A 20,458-nucleotide genomic window follows, 5' to 3' on the forward strand; every position below is an offset into this window, starting at 1 on the left:
GTCGATGAAGGCTCCCTCCTTAACCAATCGCTTCGCTTTCTCTATGTCAGGGGCAAAATACCTGTCGTGATCGTAGAAGCTCACTTCCTGGCGCAGTATGCCCTTCGCTTCTTCCAGCAGGGGGGAGGTTTTGAGGGGGGACCGGAAATCGACGCCCTGGCAGGCCGCCAGGAGCTCTATGGCGACGATGCCGGTGGTGTTGTCGGCCATCTCAAGTAACCGCCTGGCGGCGAAGGTGGACATGGAGACATGGTCTTCCTGGTTGGCAGAGGTGGGGAGACTGTCGACGGAGGCGGGATGGGCGAGGGATTTGTTCTCGCTGGCGAGTGCGGCGGCGGTGACCTGCGCGATCATGAAGCCGGAGTTGAGGCCCCCCTTCTCGACCAGAAACGGGGGGAGCTTGCTTAGGTTGGCGTCGATCAACAGGGCTATCCGCCGCTCGGAGAGGCCGCCGATTTCGGCTATCGCGAGGGCTAGGGTGTCTGCGGCAAGCGCCACGGGCTCGGCGTGGAAGTTGCCGCCGGAGATGATCTCGCGCTCGTCGGTGAAAACCAGAGGGTTGTCGGAAACGGCATTGGCCTCGGTGAGGAAGATTCCGGCGGCGTAGCGGATCTGGTCGAGACAGGCCCCCATGACCTGTGGCTGGCAGCGGAGCGAGTAGGGATCCTGGACGGCCTCGCAGCCCTCATGGGATGCCTCGATCGCGCTGTGGGTCAGCAGGTGGCGATACGCCGCCGCCACGTCGATCTGCCCCCGGAGGCCCCGCGCCTCATGGATGCGGGGATCAAAGGGGCACCTGCTGGCGAGGGAAGCGTCCACGCTGAGGCTTCCGGCCACCAGGGCGGCCGAATAGACCTTCTCGGTCTCAAATAACCCTTCCAGCGCAAAGGCCGTTGATGCCTGGGTGCCGTTAAGTAGGGCGAGGCCTTCCTTGGGCGCCAGGGTGATCGGTTCCAGTCCCGCTATGCCCAGCCCTCGCAGCCCCGGCAGTCGCTCCCCCCGGTGGATTACTTCCCCTTCCCCCAACAAAACAGTGCTCATGTGAGCCAACGGCGCCAGGTCTCCGGAGGCGCCACAGGAGCCCTTCTGAGGGATGCACGGGTAAACCTCGGCCTCGAGCAGGCGGGCCAGGGCCTCGATCACCTGGAGCCTGATTCCTGAATACCCCCTGGCCAGGCTGTTGATTTTGAGGGTCATGAGCAGGCGGACCGTCGACTCCTCCATCAGCGGTCCCGTTCCCGCGGCGTGGGAGAGGACGATGGCCCGCTGGAGCTGCTCGAGTTCATGGGTGGGGATGCGGGTCCTGGCGAGGAGGCCGAAACCGGTGTTGACGCCGTAGATGGCGCGCCCTTCGGCGATCAGCGAGGCGACTGTCTCGACCGACCTGTTGATGGCATCGACACAGCCGGGATCAAGCGTGACGTGGACAGGGTTATCCCTGATTTGTCGCAGCTCCTTCAGCGTGAGGCGGCCAGGTTGGAGGTTCACAGTGAGCATATCGTGGTCTCTCCCTCTCACCCCGACCCTCTCCCGGGGGGAGAGGGAGAGACCACCATCGGCAGGTCGAGCTGGTTCTCCTGGGCGCACTCGATGGCCAACTCGTAGCCGGCGTCGGCATGGCGCATGACACCGCTGGCCGGGTCGTTCCAGAGGACCCGCTGCAGCCTTCTCGCCGCCGCCTCGGTCCCGTCGGCCACGATGACGACTCCGGCATGCTGGCTGAACCCCATGCCGACTCCGCCGCCATGATGGAAGCTGACCCAGGTCGCTCCGCTGGCGGTGTTGAGCAGGGCATTGAGGAGGGGCCAATCCGATACGGCGTCAGAGCCGTCCGCCATGGCCTCGGTCTCCCTGTTGGGACTCGCCACTGAGCCGGCATCGAGATGGTCCCGGCCGATCACGATGGGCGCCTTCAATTCTCCCTTGGCGACCATCATGTTGAAGGCGCGACCGGCCCTGGCTCGATCCTTCAGGCCCAGCCAGCAGATCCGGGCGGGGAGGCCTTGGAACTGGATGCGCTCCCGGGCGAGGTCGAGCCATTTGTGGAGAAGCGGGTCGTGGGGGAGGAGCTCCTTGACCTTGGCATCGGTCCGGTAGATGTCTTCGGGATCGCCGGAGAGGGCGACCCAGCGGAAGGGGCCGATCCCCTGGCAGAAGAGGGGCCGGATGTAGGCAGGGACGAAGCCGGGGAAGTCGAAAGCGTCTTCGACCCCCTCCTCGTACGCCACCTGGCGGATGTTGTTGCCGTAATCGAAGGTCGCGGTACCTCGTCTTTGCAGCTCCAGCATGGCCCGCACGTGGAGAGCCATCGAGGCTTTGGCCGCCCTTATCACCTCGGCGGGATCGTCTTTCCGCATGGCGGCTGCCTTCTCAAGAGACCAGCCGGCGGGGAGGTAACCGTTGAGGGGGTCATGGGCGCTGGTCTGATCGGTGCAGAGGTCGGGACTCACGCCGCGGGAGACCATCTCCGGCAACACTTCCGCGCAGTTTCCCACAAGTCCCACGGACACCGCCCGTTCATCCCGGCACGCCGCCTCAATGATGGAGAGCGCCTGGTCCAGGTCCTTTACCTTCCGGTCGAGGTACCCTGTGGCCAACCGCTTGTCGATGCGGCTCTCGTCGCACTCCACTGCCAGCATCGAGAACCCGGCCATGGTCGCCGCAAGGGGCTGGGCTCCGCCCATGCCGCCCAGCCCGCCGGTGAGAATCCAGCGCCCGGCGCAGTCACCGTCGAAGTGCTTCTTGGACGCAGCGGTGAAGGTCTCGTAGGTCCCCTGCACGATACCTTGGGAACCGATGTAGATCCAGGAGCCGGCGGTCATCTGGCCGAACATCATGAGCCCCTTGCGGTCGAGCTCGTTGAAGTGGTCCCAGGTCGCCCAGCGCGGGACGAGGTTCGAGTTGGCGATCAGCACCCTCGGCGCCTCGGGATGCGTCTTGAAGACCCCGACCGGCTTTCCGGACTGCACCAGCAGCGTTTCGTCCTCCTCCAGGCGACGCAGGACCTCCACCAGCTTGTCGTAGCATTCCCAGTTTCGGGCCGCCCGCCCGATTCCACCATAGACAACCAATTCCTCCGGGCGCTCCGCCACCTGCTGGTCGAGGTTGTTCATCAGCATCCGCAGAGCGGCTTCGGTGAGCCAGCTTTTCGCGCTCCTTTCCGGCCCCCTCGGTGCGGTGACGCGGCGGGTGGGATCGAATCGGGTTGTCATGTTGGGCTCCGAAATTAGAGTTGGCCTCTCGCCGAGGGGACCACCCCTTTGACAAAGGGGGGGGGATTTGGTTTTACGCCGTTAGTCCTAGCAGCTCTTCGTGGCACCTTCCCCCACCCCCCGACCCCCTCTCTCCGGGGGAGGGGGAGTGGCTAAGCTGAGTTGGTCGATCTCGTCCCGGGGAGGGGGATTTTAAGTTCAGGAGACCGGGGTGCGCCGGGCGATCAGATGACAGAGGCGGGCGGCGACTTTGGCGGTGCGGCCGTCGATGTCGAAATCGGGATTGCACTCGGCGATTTCGGCAATCTTCAGCTTCTTCCCTCCCACGCTCCTTATCACCTGAAGGAGATGCTCGATGACTTCCAGGCTCACGCCCCGCGGAGCCGGGGCGCTTACCCCGGGGGCCACGCCGGCCGGGAGCGCATCGAGGTCGATGCTCAGGTGGATGAAGTCGCAGGCTTTCACGAAATCCCGCACACGCTCCTGCGCTTCGGTCACCTTCCACCCCGCCAACTGCTCGTCCAGCAGCCATTCGCTCCCGAGTGAGCCTGCCCTCTCGAAAAGCGCCGCCGTATTGGCGACTTCGCTCACCCCCAGGCAGAGGTAACGAAAGCGCAGGCTCTCCTGCTGGCACGTTTCGGCGATCTGGAAGAAGGGGCTCCCCGAGGTGGAGTGACCGGCGTTGCGCAGATCGAAGTGGGCATCGAAATTGATGATGCCCACCACGCCGCGTGTCTCATTTCTTTCCAGATGCTCCCTCAGCCCCAGGTTCGTCCCCAGCGCGATCTCGTGGCCGCCCCCCAGCAGCAGCGGGAAGTGGCCAAGGTCGAGGAGCCTCGTCACCCAGGACGCCTGCTCCTTTTGAAGGGCCTCGAGATCATCCCCCGAACATTGGAGGTTCCCACCGTCGTAACAGGGAGCGGGGAGGTGCCAGGCCTGGCTGGCGAGGGCGACGCGGATCGCGTCCGGGCCTTTTTCAGCCCCGGCTCGACCGAGGTTGCGCCTCACTCCGATATCGCTGCAGATGCCCAGCAGCACGAACCCCGGCTCCCCGCTGTCGATTACCTCGTGGGTGAGGGGCACAACCTTCTGGTGCCAGCGCGTCGCCCCCGTCTCGGCATCCATCCGCCCTTGCCAGATGGCCATGTCGATGGATTTATGCATCGCCGGAGTCTCCCTTTACCACCCGCCGCGACGGCGCGTTCAGGCCGACCTCGCAGACCAGCTGGGCCGGGTCCTGCAGGTTCCAGAGCAGGAAGTCAGCCTCCTTACCGACCGTCAAGGTCCCCAGTCGATCTCCCAATCCCAAGGCGCGTGCGGCATTTCGGGTCACCCCGGCGACCGCTTCTTCGGGAGAAAGGCCGAACACGATGCACCCCATGTTCATGATCAGCCTGATCGAGGCAAGAGGTGAGCTTCCGGGATTGAGATCCGTCGCCAGTGCCATCGGGATGCGGTGCTGGCGCAGCAGGTCGATCGGCGGATGATGGCTTCCCTTCAGGAAGTAGAAGGCCCCGGGGAGAAGTGTAGCCACGGTCCCAGTACCCTGCAGGGCATGGAGCCCGAACCCGTCGAGATGCTCCAGGTGGTCGGCGGACCAGGCCCTGTAGGCCGCAGCCAGAACCGCGCCGCCAGAGGACGATAGCTGTTCGGCGTGCACCTTAAGCCCCAGCCGGTGCTCCCGTCCCGCCTCGAGCACACGCTCGGCCTGGGGAACGGTAAAGGCAATGCTGTCGCAGAAGACGTCGACCGCGTCGGCAAGCCCTTCCTTCGCGGCTCGTGGGATGATTTCGGAGCAGATCAGGTCCACGTAGCTGTCGCCCTTTCCGGCAAACTCCGCAGGGACGACGTGGGCGGCCAGCAGGGTCGTGCTGATGCGTACGGGGAGCTCCTGTCCCAGGCGCCTCGCCACCCGCAGCATCTTCAGCTCATCTTCCACGGTGAGGCCATATCCTGACTTCACCTCCACCGTGGTGCACCCCTCGCTCATCAGCGCCAGGACTCTCGGCCGCGCTTTCAGGAAGAGCTGATCCTCCGACAGAGCCCTTGTTGCCGCGACGGTGGAGACGATTCCTCCGCCGGAGCGGGCGATATCCTCGTAGCTCACCCCCCGCATGCGCTTTACGAAATCGCCGGCGCGGTTGCCGCCATATATCAGGTGGGTGTGGCAGTCGATGAAGCCGGGCGTGATCAGGGCTCCCTGGCAGTCGGTGAGTGCGCCGTGGAAGGAGGCGAGATCGAGGTCCCGCATCGGGATGAGTGCGGCGATGAGGCCATCGCGAACGGCAAGGGCGTGCTCCTCCAGCAGGCCGTACTCCGTTCCCGTTGCGGGATCAAGGGTCGCCAGCCGGGCGTTGGTCCAGATGTGATCATACTGGGTGAGGTCAGTGGGCATTGGCAGGTCGATGAGCTAGTAAGTGAACTTGTTGACCATGGTGGAGAGTTGCTCCACCTGCTTTTCGAGATCTTCCGCCGCCTGGAGGGATTCGCCGGCGCTGGCGGCGTTCTCGCGGGTGACGGTGTTGATCAACTGGGCGGTGCGGGAGATCTGCTCCACGCCGGTGGTCTGCTCGTCGATGCTCTTGCTGATCTCATCGGCGAAGTTGCTGACTGCGCGGGCTCCCTGCACGGCCTCATCGAGCCGTTGCGCGATCTCCCTGACCAGGGTCTCGCCCGTCTTTGACTGGGAGACCGAGGCCTTGATGAGTCCTTCGGTCCTGCGCGCCGCATCGGCCGACCGGCTGGCCAGTTGGTGGATCTCGTCGGTCATGACCTTGAAGTCGGTCCCCGCCCCTTCGACATGCGCGGCTTCAATGGCGGCATTAACTCCCAGGAGCCCAGAGAGCCTCGCCACGTTGTCGAGGCGGGCAATGACCTCGGCGAGTTCCTCGCGAAGCTCCGCCCCGACTCTCTTCTCCAGGGCCTTCATGCTTGCCGCGGTTTCGCCGCACTCTTTGGAGAGCTTCCTGATCTCCTGCGCCACCACGCCGAATCCGCCCGAAGAGGTCCTCATCTTGACCGCCTTCTGGACCGCGGTGCTGGCGAGGACGCCGGTTTCGTTGGCGATGGTGTCGATCTCCTGAACGATCGAGGAGGTCCCGTCGGCGGCCGCGGCGATCTCGGTCATGGAGGTGACCATCCGGCTCATCGACTCCTTTGCCGTCAGGATCGACTCGGTGGCTTTTTTGGCGTCGTCCCTGGCCGTTGCCGTCTGCTCGGCATTCTTGCCGGCACTCTGGGCGAGCTGGGTCAGGCTGGTGGTGGTCTCTTCCAACTGCAGGCTCTGTTCCTTGGCCCCGGCCGAAACTGCGGAGCTGACCTCGCTGATCTTGCTCCCGACCCTGGAGACGAGGTTGACGGTCTGGGAAACCTGGGAGATGGCTTCATTCAGGGCCTCGGCCGTGGTATTCATGGCCTTGCGGATGATGGCGTGCTCGCCGTGATAGCGCCCGGTCATCCTGGCCTTCAGGTCGTACTGCGCCAGGCGTCCGAGGACGGCACCTGCCTCCGTGATCGGCGCCGTGAGGGCATCGAGGGTATCGTTCACCCCCTGGATCAGATCCCTCCAGACTCCCTGGTAATCCCACGAGTTGCCCCTGGTCCTGAGCTTCCCTTCGCCGATGCTGCCGAGGAGGTGCCTGGTTTCGCCATCCAGGCCGTAGAGAATGGCGAGGAGCGTGTTGATGTTCTGCTTGATCTTGTTGTACTCGCCGGCGTAGTCGTCGATGACGAAGGGGGGGAGCCTGCCGTGGGCAACCTCGTCGAGGGCGTAGCCGGCCAGATGCATGGGAGTGATGAGGGCGTCGATCATCTGGTTGATCATCTCGATGATCTCCGCCTCCTGGGGCTCGAGTCCTTCCTTGCGGCCCCTCACCTCGAGGCGCCCTTCGACCATGGCCCCAGCCAAGAGCTTCACTTCGTCATGGAGATTGCCCATCCGCTGCCTCCTCTCCTTCAGCTCCCCCCTTTGAAAAGGGGGGCAGGGGGGATCGCCTCTAAAGCGTTTCCAGCTCCAGCCGGCACTCTTTCGGACCGGTGGAAACGATGGCCGACTTGACGGGACGGCAGAGGAGCCCGTCCATCAGGCCGTCGAGATAGGCATGGAAAAGCCTGCAGATCGGTCCGCCGCTCTCCATGCCGCGCAGGGCGCAGACATCCCGCAGGATGCACTTGCCGAAGGTCAGCTCCTTCCCGTCCTTCCCCTCCAGGGTGAACTCGAACCCGGCCTTCATCCTTTCCCGCAGCAGCCCGGCCACCCCTTCCACGGTCGGGTCCGGCAGGTGGGCCGGCAGTTTCTTCGCCGTGTCGCGTCCCGCGATCCTCCCCACCGGGGCCGTCACCCCCCCCATGATGTTGTCGATGGCGCTGGCGAAGGCGTCGGTCAGGAAGGCCACCTCGGTGAAGGCCGCCCGGTAGTCCTCGGCGCTCAGGTCGATCCGGTAGTAGTCGTCGCTGGTGCTCATAGGAATTTCCCCATCTTTTCGCAGAACTCTTCGTCGCGGTAGAAGTTCTTCACCACGTGGTAATCCTTGTGGGTGATGGCCTGGGAAGGGCAGATGAAGGCGCAGGAAAGACAGGCGATGCAGTCGTCCGCCTGCTTCACCGTGCAGACCTTCTTCCCGCCGTCCATCTCGAAGACCTTGGTGGGGCAGATATCCACGCACAACTCGCACCCCCTGCACGACTGCTCATGAATCTCGATCTCCAGCGCCATGGCTACCTCCCGAAGGTCCCGGCGGTCTCCCCGCCCCGCGTGATCACCACCTGCATCGGGAAGGTCCCGAAGACGTGGGTGGCACATGAGAGGCAGGGATCGTAACAGCGGATGCTGAATTCGACTGCGTTCAGGAGCGCCGTCTCGTCGGGGCGGTCGATCACGTGCGACTGCGCGGCCTGCTCCAGGGAGCGGTTGATGATGGAGTAGTTCTGCTGGGTGGCCACCACCAGGTTCGCCCCCCGCACGATCCCCTTCTCGTCGATCTCGTAGTCGTGGAAGAGGGTGCCGCGCGGCGCCTCGATGTGCCCCACGCCCCTGCCACCCCTGAACCTGACCGGGACGCGGGTCTCGCCGAAGATCGCGGGGTCCTGCAGGATCCGGGCTGCCCGCTCGATCGCCCAGATGGTCTCGATCAGCCGGGCGTACCCCTGCATGAGGGTCGAGTGGCAGGGGGCCCCGCAGAGCTTGCGGAACTCCGCCAGCTCGGCATCGGCCGCATCCGTGCCGTAGCGCCGCGCCACGTTGATCCTGGCCAGCGGCCCGACCCGGTAGTCACGCAGCTCCCCAGCCTTGAAGGAAACCTTTTTCATGTACGACCACTCGACCACCGACTCGACCAGGTGCCGGTCGTAATCCTGCGCCTCGAATTCCGCCCGGAGCTCCCCCGTTTCGTCGACCATCCGCAGCTTGCCGGAGGTGAGCGATACCCGGTCGCCGTCCACGGTGCCGAGCCCCCAGGAGGGAACGACCCATTGCTCCTTCATGGCGGGATGAATCTCCAGCGCCCTGACCAGCAGGGCCTTCACGGTGGGAACGACCCGGTCCAGCATGGTCCTGGCCTCGTCGACCCACCCCTCCATGATCCGCTGCTTCTCCCTGTCCAGCTCGAAGGTGATGCCGCCGGCCAGCGAGGTGACCGGATGGGTTCCGCGCCCCCCGACCAGTTCGTTGATCCTCTGCCCGAGCGTCCTGATCCCCAGCGCCAGCCTGGCCAGCGCCGGGTCGGCCTGCACCAGGCCGACCACGTTCCTCACTGACGGATCGGCGTCCAGCCCCAGGACCAGGTCCGGCCCCTGCAACACGAAGAGCGAGAGGGCGTGGGAGTGGATGACGTGCCCCATGTGCATGAGCTCGCGCAAGAGCTCCGCCGCGGGGGGAGGTCTCACGCCGCAGGCATGGTCGAGGGCCCTGGAGGCCGCGAGGTGGTGGGCAGTCGGGCAGACCCCGCAGATGCGGGCGGTGACGTGGGGCATCCGGTCCGCCTCCATCCCCACCAGGATCTTCTCGAATCCCCTCAGCTCGTTGACCACCAGCCCCGCGTTCTCGAGGCTGCCGTCATCGGCCAGGTTGATGAAGACCTTGGCGTGCCCCTCTATCCTGGTGACCGGATCGATCTTGATGGTCTTTCTCATGACACCTTCCCCGCCTCGTAGTCCGATTCCTCCTCGGCGATCCACTTCTCTATGTGGAAGGTCGGCTTTCCGCCGATCATGGAGGTCGCCATGGTGTAGCTGTAATGAGATTTGGCACTTCTCTCGATGGAGGCGACGATCTCCTCCCTGGGAATCCGGGTCAGCCGGGACATCCTTTCGGCGATCTCGGTCCTGATGTCGCGGTTGGGCTCGGTCAGCACCTGCATGGTGGCCCCGGCGCAGCCGGTGCAGGGGACTCCGTTCAGGGGGCAGGGGGAGAGGCAGCGGTCGATCGTGACCGACCCCATGCAGGTGTAGCCCTGGCTGAGGAAGCATTTCTCCCGGTCGGGGATGCCGTCGGAATTGGACCTGACGGCGGTGACCTCGCTCTTCTCCATGACCCGTTTGCACTTGGCGCAGACCGACCTGCGGGAGGGCTCGGGTCTCCTCCCTTCCAGGAGGGCGGAGAGGGCTTCGAAGACGAAGGCCGGGTGTGGGGGGCAGCCGGGGAGGTAGTAATCGACCTCGATCACGGAGTCGAGGGGAGAGACCACCGACTCCAGCGGAGAGACTTCCCGGGAGGGGGCGGGGGAGGGGAGGGTGGTCTTGTTCCGGAGGTAGACCGCCTCCTCGATTTCGGCGGGGGTATGGATGTTGCCGGCCCCGGCGGGGCCCCCGAAGACCGCGCAGGAGCCCCAGGCCACCACGACATCGCAGCATTTCCTCATCTCGATGGCGGCCTGGCGGTCATGCTCGTTGCGGATGGCCCCCGATACCAGCCCCAGGGCCGCCGCCGGGTAGCCCTTCACGTCGGTCAGCACGGGGCAGCGCTGAATCTTCACCGCCTGCAGCACCCCCATGATCTTCTCGTGCAGGTCCACGATGGCCACGTGACATCCGGAGCAGTCCGAGAGCCACTCGGTGTTGAGGCTCTTCTCGCTCATTTTGCCCTCCCGACCGCCAACTTTTTGTAGCAGGCGTTCTCGCCGGCGTGGATGATCTCCAGCGAAGAGTCGCGCCCCATGATGTTCTGCAGCGCCCCCGCGAAGAAGCCGAACATCATGTTGCAAAGGGACCCTTTCTGCGAGTGGCCGAAGCGGAAGAGGGACTGCCTGATCATGCAGTCCCTGAAGACCAGCATGACCTCTTCGCCCTCCTCGGTGACCTGCACCATCTCCGGGCGGTCGTGGGTCCGGAACGGCTCGAACAGCCACAGGTAGTTGTTCTTCTTGAGGACCTCGCGGACCGAGTCCAGCGCCTCCTCGATGGTCTGCGCCCGGGGCACCCCTTCCGAGAGCTTCCTCCCCAGGTTTACGCCGGCGAGATAGGAGATGCCGTTGGCGGAATCGCCGATCGCCTCCTCCAGGCCGCTGGCTATGGCGCCTAGGAAAACCATGGCCTCCTGCAGGGCCAGTCTTTGCTCGCTCATGCCACCCCCAGCTTTTCCAGGTCGATCAGGATGACCAGCCTCTCCAGGTTCAGTATCCCCGCCACCCACTTCCCACCGAAACCGTCGGCAGGAGGGAGGACCTCGCTTCTCTTCACCCTCATGACTTCCGAAACCCTGTCGATGATGAACCCCGTGTCGGCCCCGCCGAAGGTCATGATGGCGACCCGGGTATCGAGATCGTAATCGACCGTGGGCAGCCCCAGCCTCCTGCGCAGGTTCACCACCGGCACGATGCTCCCGCGCACGTTGATTATTCCCTCCACGTGAGGCTGCGAGGTGGGCGAGATGGTTATCTGCGGCAGGCAGATGATCTCCCTGACCTGCATGACGTCGACACCGTATTCCTCACCGTCGATCAGGAACGTTACCAGCTGGATATCCGCGTCCGTATCCTTCCCGGCCATCTCTTCCCCCTTCGGCATCGGCAGAGTATGCCCAACTCCTCCAGTCACCCGGAGATTTTACCAACTTTAATAACGGCCGCTTCCTTTTTTTCGCCATCCCGGAGCCGGGATGACCGCTGCCGGTACTGTCACAACAGGAAGCTACCGCCGTTGAACCAGTCCCTGTGTCAGAGAGCGGGAGGCGGCAAGTTGACAGTAGCCGTTATTGCTGTATGTAAAAGTGATCGGCTGCGGCAAGACATCAGACAGGAGAGGGCACATGTTCAGAACCGTGATAGGGCTGCTGATACTGTCTTTGCTTATTTGTGGATGTTCAGGCTCCGAATCCCATCCCGTCCGGCTGTCCGCCATCACAATCTCTCCTTCAACGGCCACCGTCGCGCCCGGAACCACCACGAGATTCAGAGCGACCGCCGTTTACACAGACGGAGAGATGGTTGATGTCACCACCACGGTATCTTGGGCCTCATCGAACACGGCGGTGGGGACCATCAGCAACGCCGCCGGTTCCCAGGGGGTGGCGACAGCGATAGGCGTGGGTGCCACCACCATTTCGGCAACCACATCGGGTGTCACCGGCACCGCGACCCTTACCACCGCCGCCATACAGTCGATCACCGTCACCCCGACCAGCCAGCTCGGCATCGCGGGGAGCACCCAGCAGTTCACGGCCACGGGAAATCTCTCCAACGGAGCCACCCAGGACCTGACCACCCTGGTCACCTGGAGCACATCGAATCCTGCCGTGGCCACCATCGACTCGGCAGGGACCACGACCGCGGTGGGAAACGGCGCCACCACCATCACGGCGACCATGGGGACACTCTCGGGCACCGCCACCTTGAACGTGGCGTCACTGGTTTCGGTCGCCATCTCCACAGCGAATCCCAACATAAACGTGGGGACCACCCAGCAGTTCACCGCCGTCGGCACCCTTTCCAACGGCGTAGTCAGGGATGTGAGCTCGCTGGTCACCTGGAGCTCCTCCAACACTTCCATCATCACCATCAGCGGCACCGGGGCAGCCACCGCACTCTCGCCGGGGTCCGCCACCATCAGCGCCTCCTACCCCGGGATCGTCACCCAAATCCTTCCGGTAACGGTGATCGGGCCGACCTCGATCGCGGTGACCCCGTCCAACGCCAGCGCGGTCGCGGGATCCACCTTGAACTTCACCGCGACAGGGACCTTCCCCGACGGGACCACGCGCGACCTGACCCCATTCGTCACCTGGAGCTCCTCCTCGACCGGCGTCGCCACCATATCCAACACCTCGGGCTCCAATGGGACCGCCACCGCCGTCGCCAACGGCACAACCACCATCATCGCGACCCTCGGCAGCGTGCAGGGTTCCTCACTCCTGACCGTCAAGACCGTTTCGGCCATTACGGTCACGCCGACCAGTCCCTCCGTAGGGGTAGGGTTATCGGTGCAGCTCACCGCCACCGGGACCTTCTCGGACGGCACCACCCAGGATATAACCGGCCTGGCGACCTGGACCTCGACCAATACCGGAGTCGCCACGGTTAACGACACCCCCGGAACCAAAGGTATCGTCAACGGCATCGCCACCGGATCCGCCACCATCACGGCAAGCTTCTCCGGGCTATCGGGCTCGGCCGCGGTGACCGTCCAGCAGGGGACCATAACGCCGGGGAACGAGGTCCTGGTCACCAATTCCGCGAGCGCTACCGTCTCCGCCGTCGACACCACCAGCAACACGGTCGTCTCCAACATCCCGGTGGGAGGGAATCCCCAGGGCGTGGCGGTCAATTCCTCGACCAAGCTGGCCTACGTGGCCAATAACAACAACGGCACAGTCTCGGTCATCGACCTGACCACCAATGCCGTGGTCAACACCATCGCGGTCGGGTCCGGGCCGTGGGACGTGGCGGTCAATGTCGGATTAAACCGCATCTACGTCTCGAACAACCAGAGCGGGAACGTCTCGGTGATAGACGGGACCAGCGGCGCCGTGATCATCACCATCCCCGTCGGCTCCGCCCCGCGAGGCATGGCCCTCAACGCCGCAGGCACCAGGCTCTACGTCACCAACTTCGGCTCCAACACCGTCTCTGTGATCGAGACCGCCACCAACACGGTGACCAGTACCATTCCGGTGGGGCTCGGGCCGGTCGACGTGGCGGTTAACCCCATCGGGAGCCTCGCCTACGTGGCCAACAGCCTCAGCTCCGTGGTCTCGGTGATCAGCACCAGCACCAACAACGTGATAAGCGACATAGCGGTAGGAAACGGCGCCCAGGGGGTCGCGGTGGATCCGGTGGCCAGCCGGGTCTACGTCACGCTCGGGACCTCCAATGTCCTCTCCGTCATCAACACCACCGGCAACACGGTGATAGCCACCATCCCGGTAGGGACAGCGCCGAGAGGAATCGGGATAAAATCCTCCATAGGGCGGATCTACGTGGCGAACTTCGGCAGCAACAGCGTCTCCGTCATCAACTCGGCTACCAATACGGTCGTCGCCACCATCCCCGGGTTAACAGGTGCCACGCATGTAGCGGTGGTTCCCTAGCGAGGCGGGGGAGGTCCTGAACCAGGCGGACCTCCCCCTTTCACGCCCCGGTGCCAGCTTCCGCCCTTCCGATAGGGCTCCCTCATTATCAGTAAAAAATCTTCGCCATCACAGCCCTTTACCGCCAAAATCCTTGACAACCGTGCCGTCTACATATATACAACATTTCATATATATAACCTGGAATATGGAGCGGTCGCAATGGGTAAGGAGGTCGGCGTGAGAGCCTGGTTGGTAGCGGTATTCGTTTCGGCGCTGGTCTTCGCTGCCGCCCCCGTCCTGGCTGATACGGTGAGCCTGCGCGAGGCGGTGAGCCGGGCTCTGGCCAACAACCACCTGCTGAAGGCCGCCGCCCTGGAGCGGGGTGCAGCGCAGGAGGCGGTCGGGATCAGCCGCAGCCGCTACCTACCCAGCATCTATCTGCAAAGCGGCGCCATACTCTCCAACACCCCCAGCACCGTCTTCATGATGAAGCTCGACGAGGGTCGCATCAATCCCTCGACCGACTTCTCCGCGAACACTCTCAACAATCCCCACGCCCGCGGCGATTTCAAGACCACGATGACCCTGGAGCAGCCTCTGTTCGACCTCGGCATCTCCACGGCGGTCGACATCGCGGGAAAGGAATCGGAGGCCGCTGCCGCTTCGCTCGATTCCAGCCGCGAGGAGATGGTCTACCGGGTCTACAACGCCTACCTCGAGGTCCGCAAGGCCAGGGCCTACAGCGACATCGCCGGGCAGGCCGTGGCCGATGCCAGGGAGCACGGCCGCCTGGCAGGGGTCAGGGAGCGCGACGGTATCGGGCTTAAGTCCGATCAACTGCGGGCGGTGACCGAGCTGGCCGAGGCCGAGCAGAGGCTGGTGACCGCGAAGAACGACCTCCTGCTGGCACGGCTGAAGCTGAACCTGGTGGTGGGCGGGGCGCAGGGAGAGGCGCTCGACATATCCGATGTCCCGCCGGTGGCCGAGCCGCCCCTGCCGCAGGCTGACCTGGTCGCGCTGGCGCAGGAGAGCAGGCCCGATCTGAAGGTCGCCCGGAAGGCGGTGGAAAAGGGTGAGCTGGCGGTGCGCCAGGCGCGGGCCGCCTACCTCCCGACCGTCTACGCTTCGGCGGCCTACCAGGTCAACGACCGGGACGTGCCGCTCGGCTGGGACAACGACTCCTGGAACGCCGGGATCAACCTCCGCTGGGAGCTCTTCGACGGCACCAGGAGGCGTCACGAGAAGAGCAGGGCCGAACTGAACAGGCAGGCGGCGGCGGAGATGCTGGAGCACGAGCGAAGGGAAGTCGCCCTGCGGGTCACGGAAAGCGTGCTGCGCCGGCAGGAAGCCGGCTTGAAGGTCGAATCGGCACGGGCCGCGGTCAAGGCCGCCGAGGAAGGGATGCGCCTCATCTCGCTGCGGTTCCAGAACGGGCTGTCGTCGATGGTCGAGCTCCTGGACGCCGAGGCTGCGCTGAACAGGTCGAGGGCCAATCTGGTGGAAGTGGAAAACAGCCAGCTGCTGGCGACGGCGGAGATTTACCACCAGGCTGGGGTATTGCTGAAGGAGGTCATGCGATGAGAACGTTTCGGGCCGTGATGGTTGCCCTGCTGATAGCTTCGGTCGTCGGTTGCGGGAAAAAGGAGGAGCCGCCGGTGCAGGCCGCGCCGGTGACGGTGCGGGGGACGACGGTGTCGACTGTTGCCCCCCGGGGCATCCCCGAGGTGCAGGAGGCGGTCGGTACGGTGAAGGCCAGGAGCACGGCCGTCATCTCCGCCCGCATAGCCGGGACCGTCAGCGCGGTTCATGCGAAGGAAGGCGACCGGGTAGCGAAGGGTAGGTCTCTCGCCACCATCGAGGCCGTGGAAAGCGGGGCCGCGGCTGCGGGTGCCGCATCCGGAGCCGAGGAGGCCGCCCGAGCCCTCGAAGAGGCGCGCTCCCGGAGGAAGCTCGCCGACACCACCTTCGACCGCTACCGTCGTCTCTACTCCGAGCAGGCGGTAACGCGCCAGGAGTTCGACGTGCGCCGGTCGGAGCAGGAGGTGGCGACCGAGGGGGTGGCGCGCGCGGAAGCCCGCCTGAACCAGGCCCGTCAGAATGCCAAGGCCGCCGGGGCGGTGGCCGGATACGGTAAGGTGAGCTCCCCGATTTCAGGCGTGGTCCTCTCGAAGCAGGTGGAGGCGGGGCAGACCGTTTTCCCCGGTAGTCCTCTCTTCACCGTGGAAGGGGATGGGGGATACCGGCTGGAGGTCGCGGCGCCCGAGGGGCTGCTCGGCAAGGTGAAGCCGGGGGACCAGGTCGGGATTGCCGTCGAAGGGGCGCCGGCGAGCGGCAAGGTGGCGGAGATCGTCCCGACCGTCGATCCCGGCAGCCGCACCTTCACGGTCAAGATCGACCTTCCCGCCAGGGGCCTGCGTTCCGGGAGCTACGGCAAGGCGCTCTTCAGGACCGGCTCCAGCCAGGGGATCGCCATCCCCGCCGCGGCAGTGGTCGAGCGCGGATCCCTCACCTCGGTCTGGACCGTTTCCGCGCAGGGGATCGCCCGGCTGCGGCTGGTGAAGCTCGGCAAGAAGCTGGGCGACCAGGTGGAGGTCCTTTCGGGGCTCAGTGCCGGGGAAAGGATCGTCACCGCCGGGGTCGAGAAGGTCAGCGACGGGGTAAAGGTGGAGTAAGGCGGCGAAGGTCGAGGGGAGGCAGGAGCGCCCCCTCTCGGATCGGTCGTCTGGCCCCGGCGTCCCCCCCTTGACAAAGGGGGGACAGGGGGGATTTGGGTTCAAGATGATTCACCAGGTAACGAGGAAGGTAAGCTATGGATCGCCGAGCTGACGACAATATGGAAAACAACACCACCCGGCTCGGCTTTGCCGGGAAGGTCGCCCGCGCCTTCATCGATTCCAAGCTGACGCCGCTCATCGTGGCCGCTTCCCTGCTGCTGGGGCTCTTCTCGATCCTGACCACCCCGCGCGAGGAGGAGCCGCAGATCGTGGTGCCGATGGTGGACCTCTACCTGCCGATGCCGGGGGCTTCCCCTAAAGAGGTCGAGGAGCGCCTGGTCATCCCCTTCGAGAAGAAGCTCTGGGAGATCAAGGGGGTGGAGTATCTCTACTCCGCCAGCCGCCCCGGCATGGGTATTGTCACCGTCCGCTTCCTGGTCGGCGAAAACATGGAGCAGTCGCTGGTCAAGCTCTACAACAAGGTGATGAGCAACCGGGGCCTGGTCCCTCCGGGAGGCGGCGAGCCGCTGGTGGTCCCGAAATCGATCGACGATGTCCCCATCGTGACCCTGACCCTTTGGTCGGAGCGCTACGATCACCATGCGCTGCGAAGGGTGGCGCAGGCACTCCGTGACGATCTCGAAAAGACTGACAACGTGGCCGAGACCGAAATCAAGGGCGGCCTCTCCCGCGAGCTCAAGGTGAATCTAGACGCGGCCAGGCTCTCCTCCTACGGGCTCACCCCCTCGGCGGTGATGGGTGCCCTGGAGAAGGCCAACGTGGCGCAGCGCGCGGGCTCGATGGCGTCGGGAAACCGCAGCTACACCCTCGATGCCGGGAGCTTCATAACCGACGCCGGGGCCGCCAGGCGCCTGGTGGTGAGCGTGAAGGACGGGCGCCCGGTCTACCTCGGTGAGGTCGCCACCGTAGCCGACGGGGTCCAGGAGCCGAGCGATTACGTCTTCTTCGGCCTCGGCCCGGCGGCCGCCCACAAGGGACTCAAGGGGGGTGCCGGCGACTATCCGGCGGTCACCATATCGGTCGCCAAGAGGAAGGGGGCCAACGCCACCTGGGTGGCCGAAGACCTCCTGAAGCGGGTGGAGTTCCAGAAAGGGAAGATCATACCGGCCGAGATGCAGGTGACGGTCACCAGGAACTACGGCGAGACCGCAAAGGAAAAGAACAACGAACTGCTGTTCCACATGTTCCTGGCCGCCATCTCGGTGACCGTCCTGATCGCCCTTTTCATGGGGTGGCGCGCCGGCGCCGTCGCCGCCATCGCCATCCCGGTGACGCTCGCCCTGACCATGTTCATCTTCAACAGGATCGGCTACACCCTGAACCGCATCACCCTCTTCGCGCTGATCTTCTCCATCGGCATCCTGGTCGACGACGCCATCGTGGTGGTGGAGAACATCCATCGCTACTTCACCACCACCAGGCTCAAGCCGCTGCAGGCGGCGATCCAGGCGGTGGACGAGATCGGAAATCCCACGGTCCTCGCCACCTTCGCGGTCATCTGCTCCATTCTCCCCATGGGCTTCGTTGGCGGCCTCATGGGCCCGTACATGCGCCCGATCCCCGTCGGTGCTTCCCTGGCGATGATCTTCTCGCTCCTGATCGCCTTCATCGTCACCCCCTATTTCGCCTACCGCTTCATGAAAGGGGAGTCGCATTACGGAGTCGATGCCCCGCCGGAGGAGAGCTGGGTGACCGGCTTCTACCGCCGCATCATGGGGGCGCTTTTGCACAAGAAGAAGGTGCGCTACTCCTTCCTCACCCTGGTCGTGGTGCTCCTCCTCCTCTCCTGCTCGCTGATCTACTTCAAGGCGGTGACGGTGAAGATGCTCCCCTTCGACAACAAGAGCGAGCTGCAGCTCATCGTCGACGCGCCGGAGGGGACCACCCTGGAGGAGAACGCCCGCCTGGTGGCCGAACTGGGCGACGCCCTGCGCAAGGTCCCGGAGGTCACCGATTTCGAGAGCTACGTCGGGATCTCCTCCCCCTTCAACTTCAACGGACTGGTGCGCCACTACTACCTGAGGAAGGGAGCCAACATCGCCGAGATCCAGGTGAACCTGGTGGGGAAGGAACTGAGGAAGGACCAGTCGCATGACATCGCCAGGAGGATCCGCCCCGCCCTCAAGACAATCGCCGACCGGTACGGAGCGAGGCTGAAGGTGGCGGAGATACCTCCCGGTCCCCCGGTCCTTTCCACCCTGGTCGCCGAGGTCTACGGTCCAGACCAGGAGAGTCGCGTCGCCATTGCCAGGAAGATCAAGGCGATCTTCGCCTCGACCCGGGGAGTGGTCGATACCGACTGGTACCAGGAGGATGATCAGCCTGCGCTGCGTTTCGACGTGGACCGGGAGAAGGCGGCGATTTCCGGAGTCAACGCTGACGAGGTGGTGCGGACGCTGAAGGTGGCGGTCGGCGGGGCTGACGCGGGGCTGATGCACGTGGAGACCGAGAAGGAGCCGGTTTTCATCAACCTGCGGCTGCCGGTCGCTTCCCGCAGCGATGTCTCTTCGCTCTCCTCCATCTACGTCCCCGGCGCCAGGGGCAACGTCCCCCTCTCGGAGGTGGTCAAGGTGGTCCGGGGGGTGGAGGAGAAGTCGCTCTACCGCAAGAACCTGAAGAGCGTGGTCTATGTCACCGGTGATGTCGCGGGGGTGATCGAGGCACCGGTCTACGCCATCCTCAAGATGCAGAAGGAGATCGACAAGATCCCGCTTCCCGGCGGCTACCACATCGAGCAGCGCGCGGCGACCCAGCCCTGGAGCGAGGAGCGCCCAGGCGTCAAGTGGGACGGCGAGTGGCACATCACCTATGAAGTCTTCCGCGATCTGGGAGCGGCCTTCGCCGCGGTCATGGTGCTGATCTACGTGCTGGTGGTGGCCTGGTTCAAGGATTTCACCACCCCGCTGGTGATCATGGCCCCGATTCCCCTGACGCTGATCGGCATCCTCCCCGGGCACGCGCTGATGGGTGCCTTCTTCACCGCCACCAGCATGATCGGTTTCATCGCCTTGGCCGGCATCATCGTCAGGAACTCGATCATCCTGATCGACTTCGCTGAGCTGCGCCGGCGGGAAGGGATGCCGCTCGACGAGGCCATCATCGATGCCGGGGCCATACGGTTCCGGCCCATGCTGCTGACAGCCGCGGCGGTCGTGGTGGGGAGCTTCGTCATCCTTTTCGATCCGATCTTCCAGGGACTGGCGCTGGCCATGATGTGCGGCGAGATCGCCTCCACCACGCTCTCCAGGATCACCATCCCGATCCTCTACTACATGGTGGAGTCGTGGAAAGAGAGGAAGAGGGGGAGCCAAGTCCACCTTTGAAAAAGGGGGATTTCGGGGGATTTTCCTCAGTTGACCATTAAAGGCAAATCCCCCCTGTCCCCCCTGTGTGAAGGGGGGGACGAAGGGGCGGCCCTTTGTCAAGGGGGGGACGAAGGGGCGGCCCTTTGTCGAAGGGGGAACGAAGGGGCAGCACTCTCCCGCGGCGGACGGATTAGGGCCGTGCCGCTGAAGGTCTCCTGGGCTTGGCGGCGGGATTTGACTTGAGAGTGGGAAGCTTTTTTATTAATGTGGTGACTGAGGAAGGTAAGGATTCAACCACGAAGAGGAGTTTTGCATGTTCTGGGACAAGAAGGGTGTTGCGGAAAGAGAACAGGAGAATGTGGCGGAGCAGGTTGCCTCGGAGGCCGAGGCCCTGTACCGCTCAGGGAAGATGCACTGTGCGGAGGCGGTGCTGGCATCGGTGAAGAACCGCTTCGCGCCGGAGCTGCCGGATGACATCGTCCGTGTGGCGGCGGGATTCGGCGGAGGCTCGGGAGCGGGCTGCATCTGCGGTGCGGTCTCCGGTGGCACGATGGCCTTGGGGCTGATGATGGATGGGAACCGGAAGGCGGTCGGCGCCACCACCCGTGAGCTGCACGAGTGGTTCAAGAGCGAGCATCGCGTCACCTGCTGCAAGGTCCTGACCGCCAAGGGGAAGAGCGGTTGCATCGAGCTCACCTCGAAGGT

The 20,458-nt window shown here is 64.6% G+C and carries 16 protein-coding genes; 5 read left to right on the forward strand and 11 right to left on the reverse strand.

Going from position 1 to position 20,458, the window contains the following annotated elements:
• The 11 genes from hutH to AC11W3_RS10075 form a co-directional block, all read right to left on the reverse strand.
• The coding region (gene hutH / locus AC11W3_RS10025) for a histidine ammonia-lyase (RefSeq protein ID WP_484092955.1) at nucleotides 1-1,497 on the reverse strand (1,497 nt) is incomplete at its 3' end.
• A 17-nt stretch (nucleotides 1,498-1,514) separates the two neighbouring features.
• Entirely contained in the window at nucleotides 1,515-3,212 is a 1,698-nt protein-coding gene (hutU, locus tag AC11W3_RS10030; RefSeq protein WP_484089205.1) for a urocanate hydratase, read from the reverse strand.
• Between the two features lie 198 nt (nucleotides 3,213-3,410).
• The gene (hutG, locus tag AC11W3_RS10035; RefSeq protein ID WP_484089204.1) at nucleotides 3,411-4,376 is read right to left on the reverse strand and encodes a formimidoylglutamase; all 966 of its coding nucleotides are present in this window, start codon (nucleotides 4,374-4,376) and stop codon (nucleotides 3,411-3,413) included.
• On the reverse strand, nucleotides 4,369-5,607 hold the full coding sequence (hutI, locus tag AC11W3_RS10040) for an imidazolonepropionase (protein ID WP_484089203.1): 1,239 nt from the start codon (nucleotides 5,605-5,607) through the stop codon (nucleotides 4,369-4,371). Before hutI ends, hutG begins: the two co-directional genes overlap by 8 nt.
• Before the next feature lie 15 nt (nucleotides 5,608-5,622).
• A complete protein-coding gene (locus AC11W3_RS10045; protein WP_484089202.1) occupies nucleotides 5,623-7,149 on the reverse strand; it encodes a methyl-accepting chemotaxis protein in 1,527 nt (508 codons plus the stop codon).
• A 58-nt stretch (nucleotides 7,150-7,207) separates the two neighbouring features.
• Nucleotides 7,208-7,675, reverse strand: coding sequence for a hypothetical protein (locus tag AC11W3_RS10050; protein ID WP_484089201.1), 468 nt, complete (start codon nucleotides 7,673-7,675; stop codon nucleotides 7,208-7,210).
• Complete coding sequence (locus tag AC11W3_RS10055; RefSeq protein ID WP_484092956.1) at nucleotides 7,672-7,926, reverse strand: 4Fe-4S dicluster domain-containing protein; 255 nt, start codon at nucleotides 7,924-7,926, stop codon at nucleotides 7,672-7,674. The genes AC11W3_RS10050 and AC11W3_RS10055 overlap by 4 nt, the downstream gene beginning before the upstream one ends.
• A 2-nt stretch (nucleotides 7,927-7,928) precedes the next feature.
• A complete protein-coding gene (locus AC11W3_RS10060; protein WP_484089199.1) occupies nucleotides 7,929-9,341 on the reverse strand; it encodes a Ni/Fe hydrogenase subunit alpha in 1,413 nt (470 codons plus the stop codon).
• Nucleotides 9,338-10,285, reverse strand: a complete 948-nt coding sequence (locus AC11W3_RS10065) for an NADH-quinone oxidoreductase subunit B family protein (RefSeq protein WP_484089198.1) — start codon at nucleotides 10,283-10,285, stop codon at nucleotides 9,338-9,340. The genes AC11W3_RS10060 and AC11W3_RS10065 overlap by 4 nt, the downstream gene beginning before the upstream one ends.
• A complete protein-coding gene (locus AC11W3_RS10070; protein ID WP_484089197.1) occupies nucleotides 10,282-10,770 on the reverse strand; it encodes a hypothetical protein in 489 nt (162 codons plus the stop codon). The genes AC11W3_RS10065 and AC11W3_RS10070 overlap by 4 nt, the downstream gene beginning before the upstream one ends.
• On the reverse strand, nucleotides 10,767-11,195 hold the full coding sequence (locus AC11W3_RS10075; protein ID WP_484089196.1) for a chemotaxis protein CheW: 429 nt from the start codon (nucleotides 11,193-11,195) through the stop codon (nucleotides 10,767-10,769). The genes AC11W3_RS10070 and AC11W3_RS10075 overlap by 4 nt, the downstream gene beginning before the upstream one ends.
• Before the next feature lie 259 nt (nucleotides 11,196-11,454).
• Between AC11W3_RS10075 and AC11W3_RS10080 the strand changes: the two genes are divergently transcribed.
• The 5 genes from AC11W3_RS10080 to AC11W3_RS10100 all read left to right on the forward strand — a co-directional run.
• Nucleotides 11,455-13,731 (forward strand): Ig-like domain-containing protein, encoded by a 2,277-nt coding sequence (locus AC11W3_RS10080; RefSeq protein WP_484092957.1) that lies wholly within the window; start codon nucleotides 11,455-11,457, stop codon nucleotides 13,729-13,731.
• A gap of 219 nt (nucleotides 13,732-13,950) precedes the next feature.
• On the forward strand, nucleotides 13,951-15,294 hold the full coding sequence (locus AC11W3_RS10085; protein ID WP_484092958.1) for a TolC family protein: 1,344 nt from the start codon (nucleotides 13,951-13,953) through the stop codon (nucleotides 15,292-15,294).
• Nucleotides 15,291-16,385: an efflux RND transporter periplasmic adaptor subunit gene (locus AC11W3_RS10090; RefSeq protein WP_484089193.1), complete on the forward strand. Its 1,095-nt coding sequence runs from the start codon at nucleotides 15,291-15,293 to the stop codon at nucleotides 16,383-16,385. The genes AC11W3_RS10085 and AC11W3_RS10090 overlap by 4 nt, the downstream gene beginning before the upstream one ends.
• Nucleotides 16,386-16,522: 137 nt before the next feature.
• Nucleotides 16,523-19,771, forward strand: coding sequence for an efflux RND transporter permease subunit (locus AC11W3_RS10095; protein WP_484092959.1), 3,249 nt, complete (start codon nucleotides 16,523-16,525; stop codon nucleotides 19,769-19,771).
• A gap of 295 nt (nucleotides 19,772-20,066) precedes the next feature.
• Nucleotides 20,067-20,458, forward strand: a 392-nt coding sequence (locus AC11W3_RS10100) for a C-GCAxxG-C-C family protein (RefSeq protein WP_484092960.1), incomplete at its 3' end; no start/stop codon positions are given.

The sequence above is a fragment of the Geomonas sp. genome (assembly GCF_056994735.1).

Bases quoted from the DNA above. Each gene is read 5' to 3' on its own strand.
- AC11W3_RS10045 (WP_484089202.1), bottom strand. From the start codon at position 7,149: ATGGGCAATCTCCATGACGAAGTGAAGCTCTTGGCTGGGGCCATGGTC.
- AC11W3_RS10075 (WP_484089196.1), bottom strand. From the start codon at position 11,195: ATGGCCGGGAAGGATACGGACGCGGATATCCAGCTGGTAACGTTCCTG.
- hutG (WP_484089204.1), bottom strand. From the start codon at position 4,376: ATGCATAAATCCATCGACATGGCCATCTGGCAAGGGCGGATGGATGCC.
- AC11W3_RS10055 (WP_484092956.1), bottom strand. From the start codon at position 7,926: ATGGCGCTGGAGATCGAGATTCATGAGCAGTCGTGCAGGGGGTGCGAG.
- AC11W3_RS10050 (WP_484089201.1), bottom strand. From the start codon at position 7,675: ATGAGCACCAGCGACGACTACTACCGGATCGACCTGAGCGCCGAGGAC.
- AC11W3_RS10070 (WP_484089197.1), bottom strand. From the start codon at position 10,770: ATGAGCGAGCAAAGACTGGCCCTGCAGGAGGCCATGGTTTTCCTAGGC.
- AC11W3_RS10090 (WP_484089193.1), top strand. From the start codon at position 15,291: ATGAGAACGTTTCGGGCCGTGATGGTTGCCCTGCTGATAGCTTCGGTC.
- hutI (WP_484089203.1), bottom strand. From the start codon at position 5,607: ATGCCCACTGACCTCACCCAGTATGATCACATCTGGACCAACGCCCGG.
- AC11W3_RS10080 (WP_484092957.1), top strand. From the start codon at position 11,455: ATGTTCAGAACCGTGATAGGGCTGCTGATACTGTCTTTGCTTATTTGT.
- hutU (WP_484089205.1), bottom strand. From the start codon at position 3,212: ATGACAACCCGATTCGATCCCACCCGCCGCGTCACCGCACCGAGGGGG.
- AC11W3_RS10060 (WP_484089199.1), bottom strand. From the start codon at position 9,341: ATGAGAAAGACCATCAAGATCGATCCGGTCACCAGGATAGAGGGGCAC.
- AC11W3_RS10065 (WP_484089198.1), bottom strand. From the start codon at position 10,285: ATGAGCGAGAAGAGCCTCAACACCGAGTGGCTCTCGGACTGCTCCGGA.
- AC11W3_RS10095 (WP_484092959.1), top strand. From the start codon at position 16,523: ATGGATCGCCGAGCTGACGACAATATGGAAAACAACACCACCCGGCTC.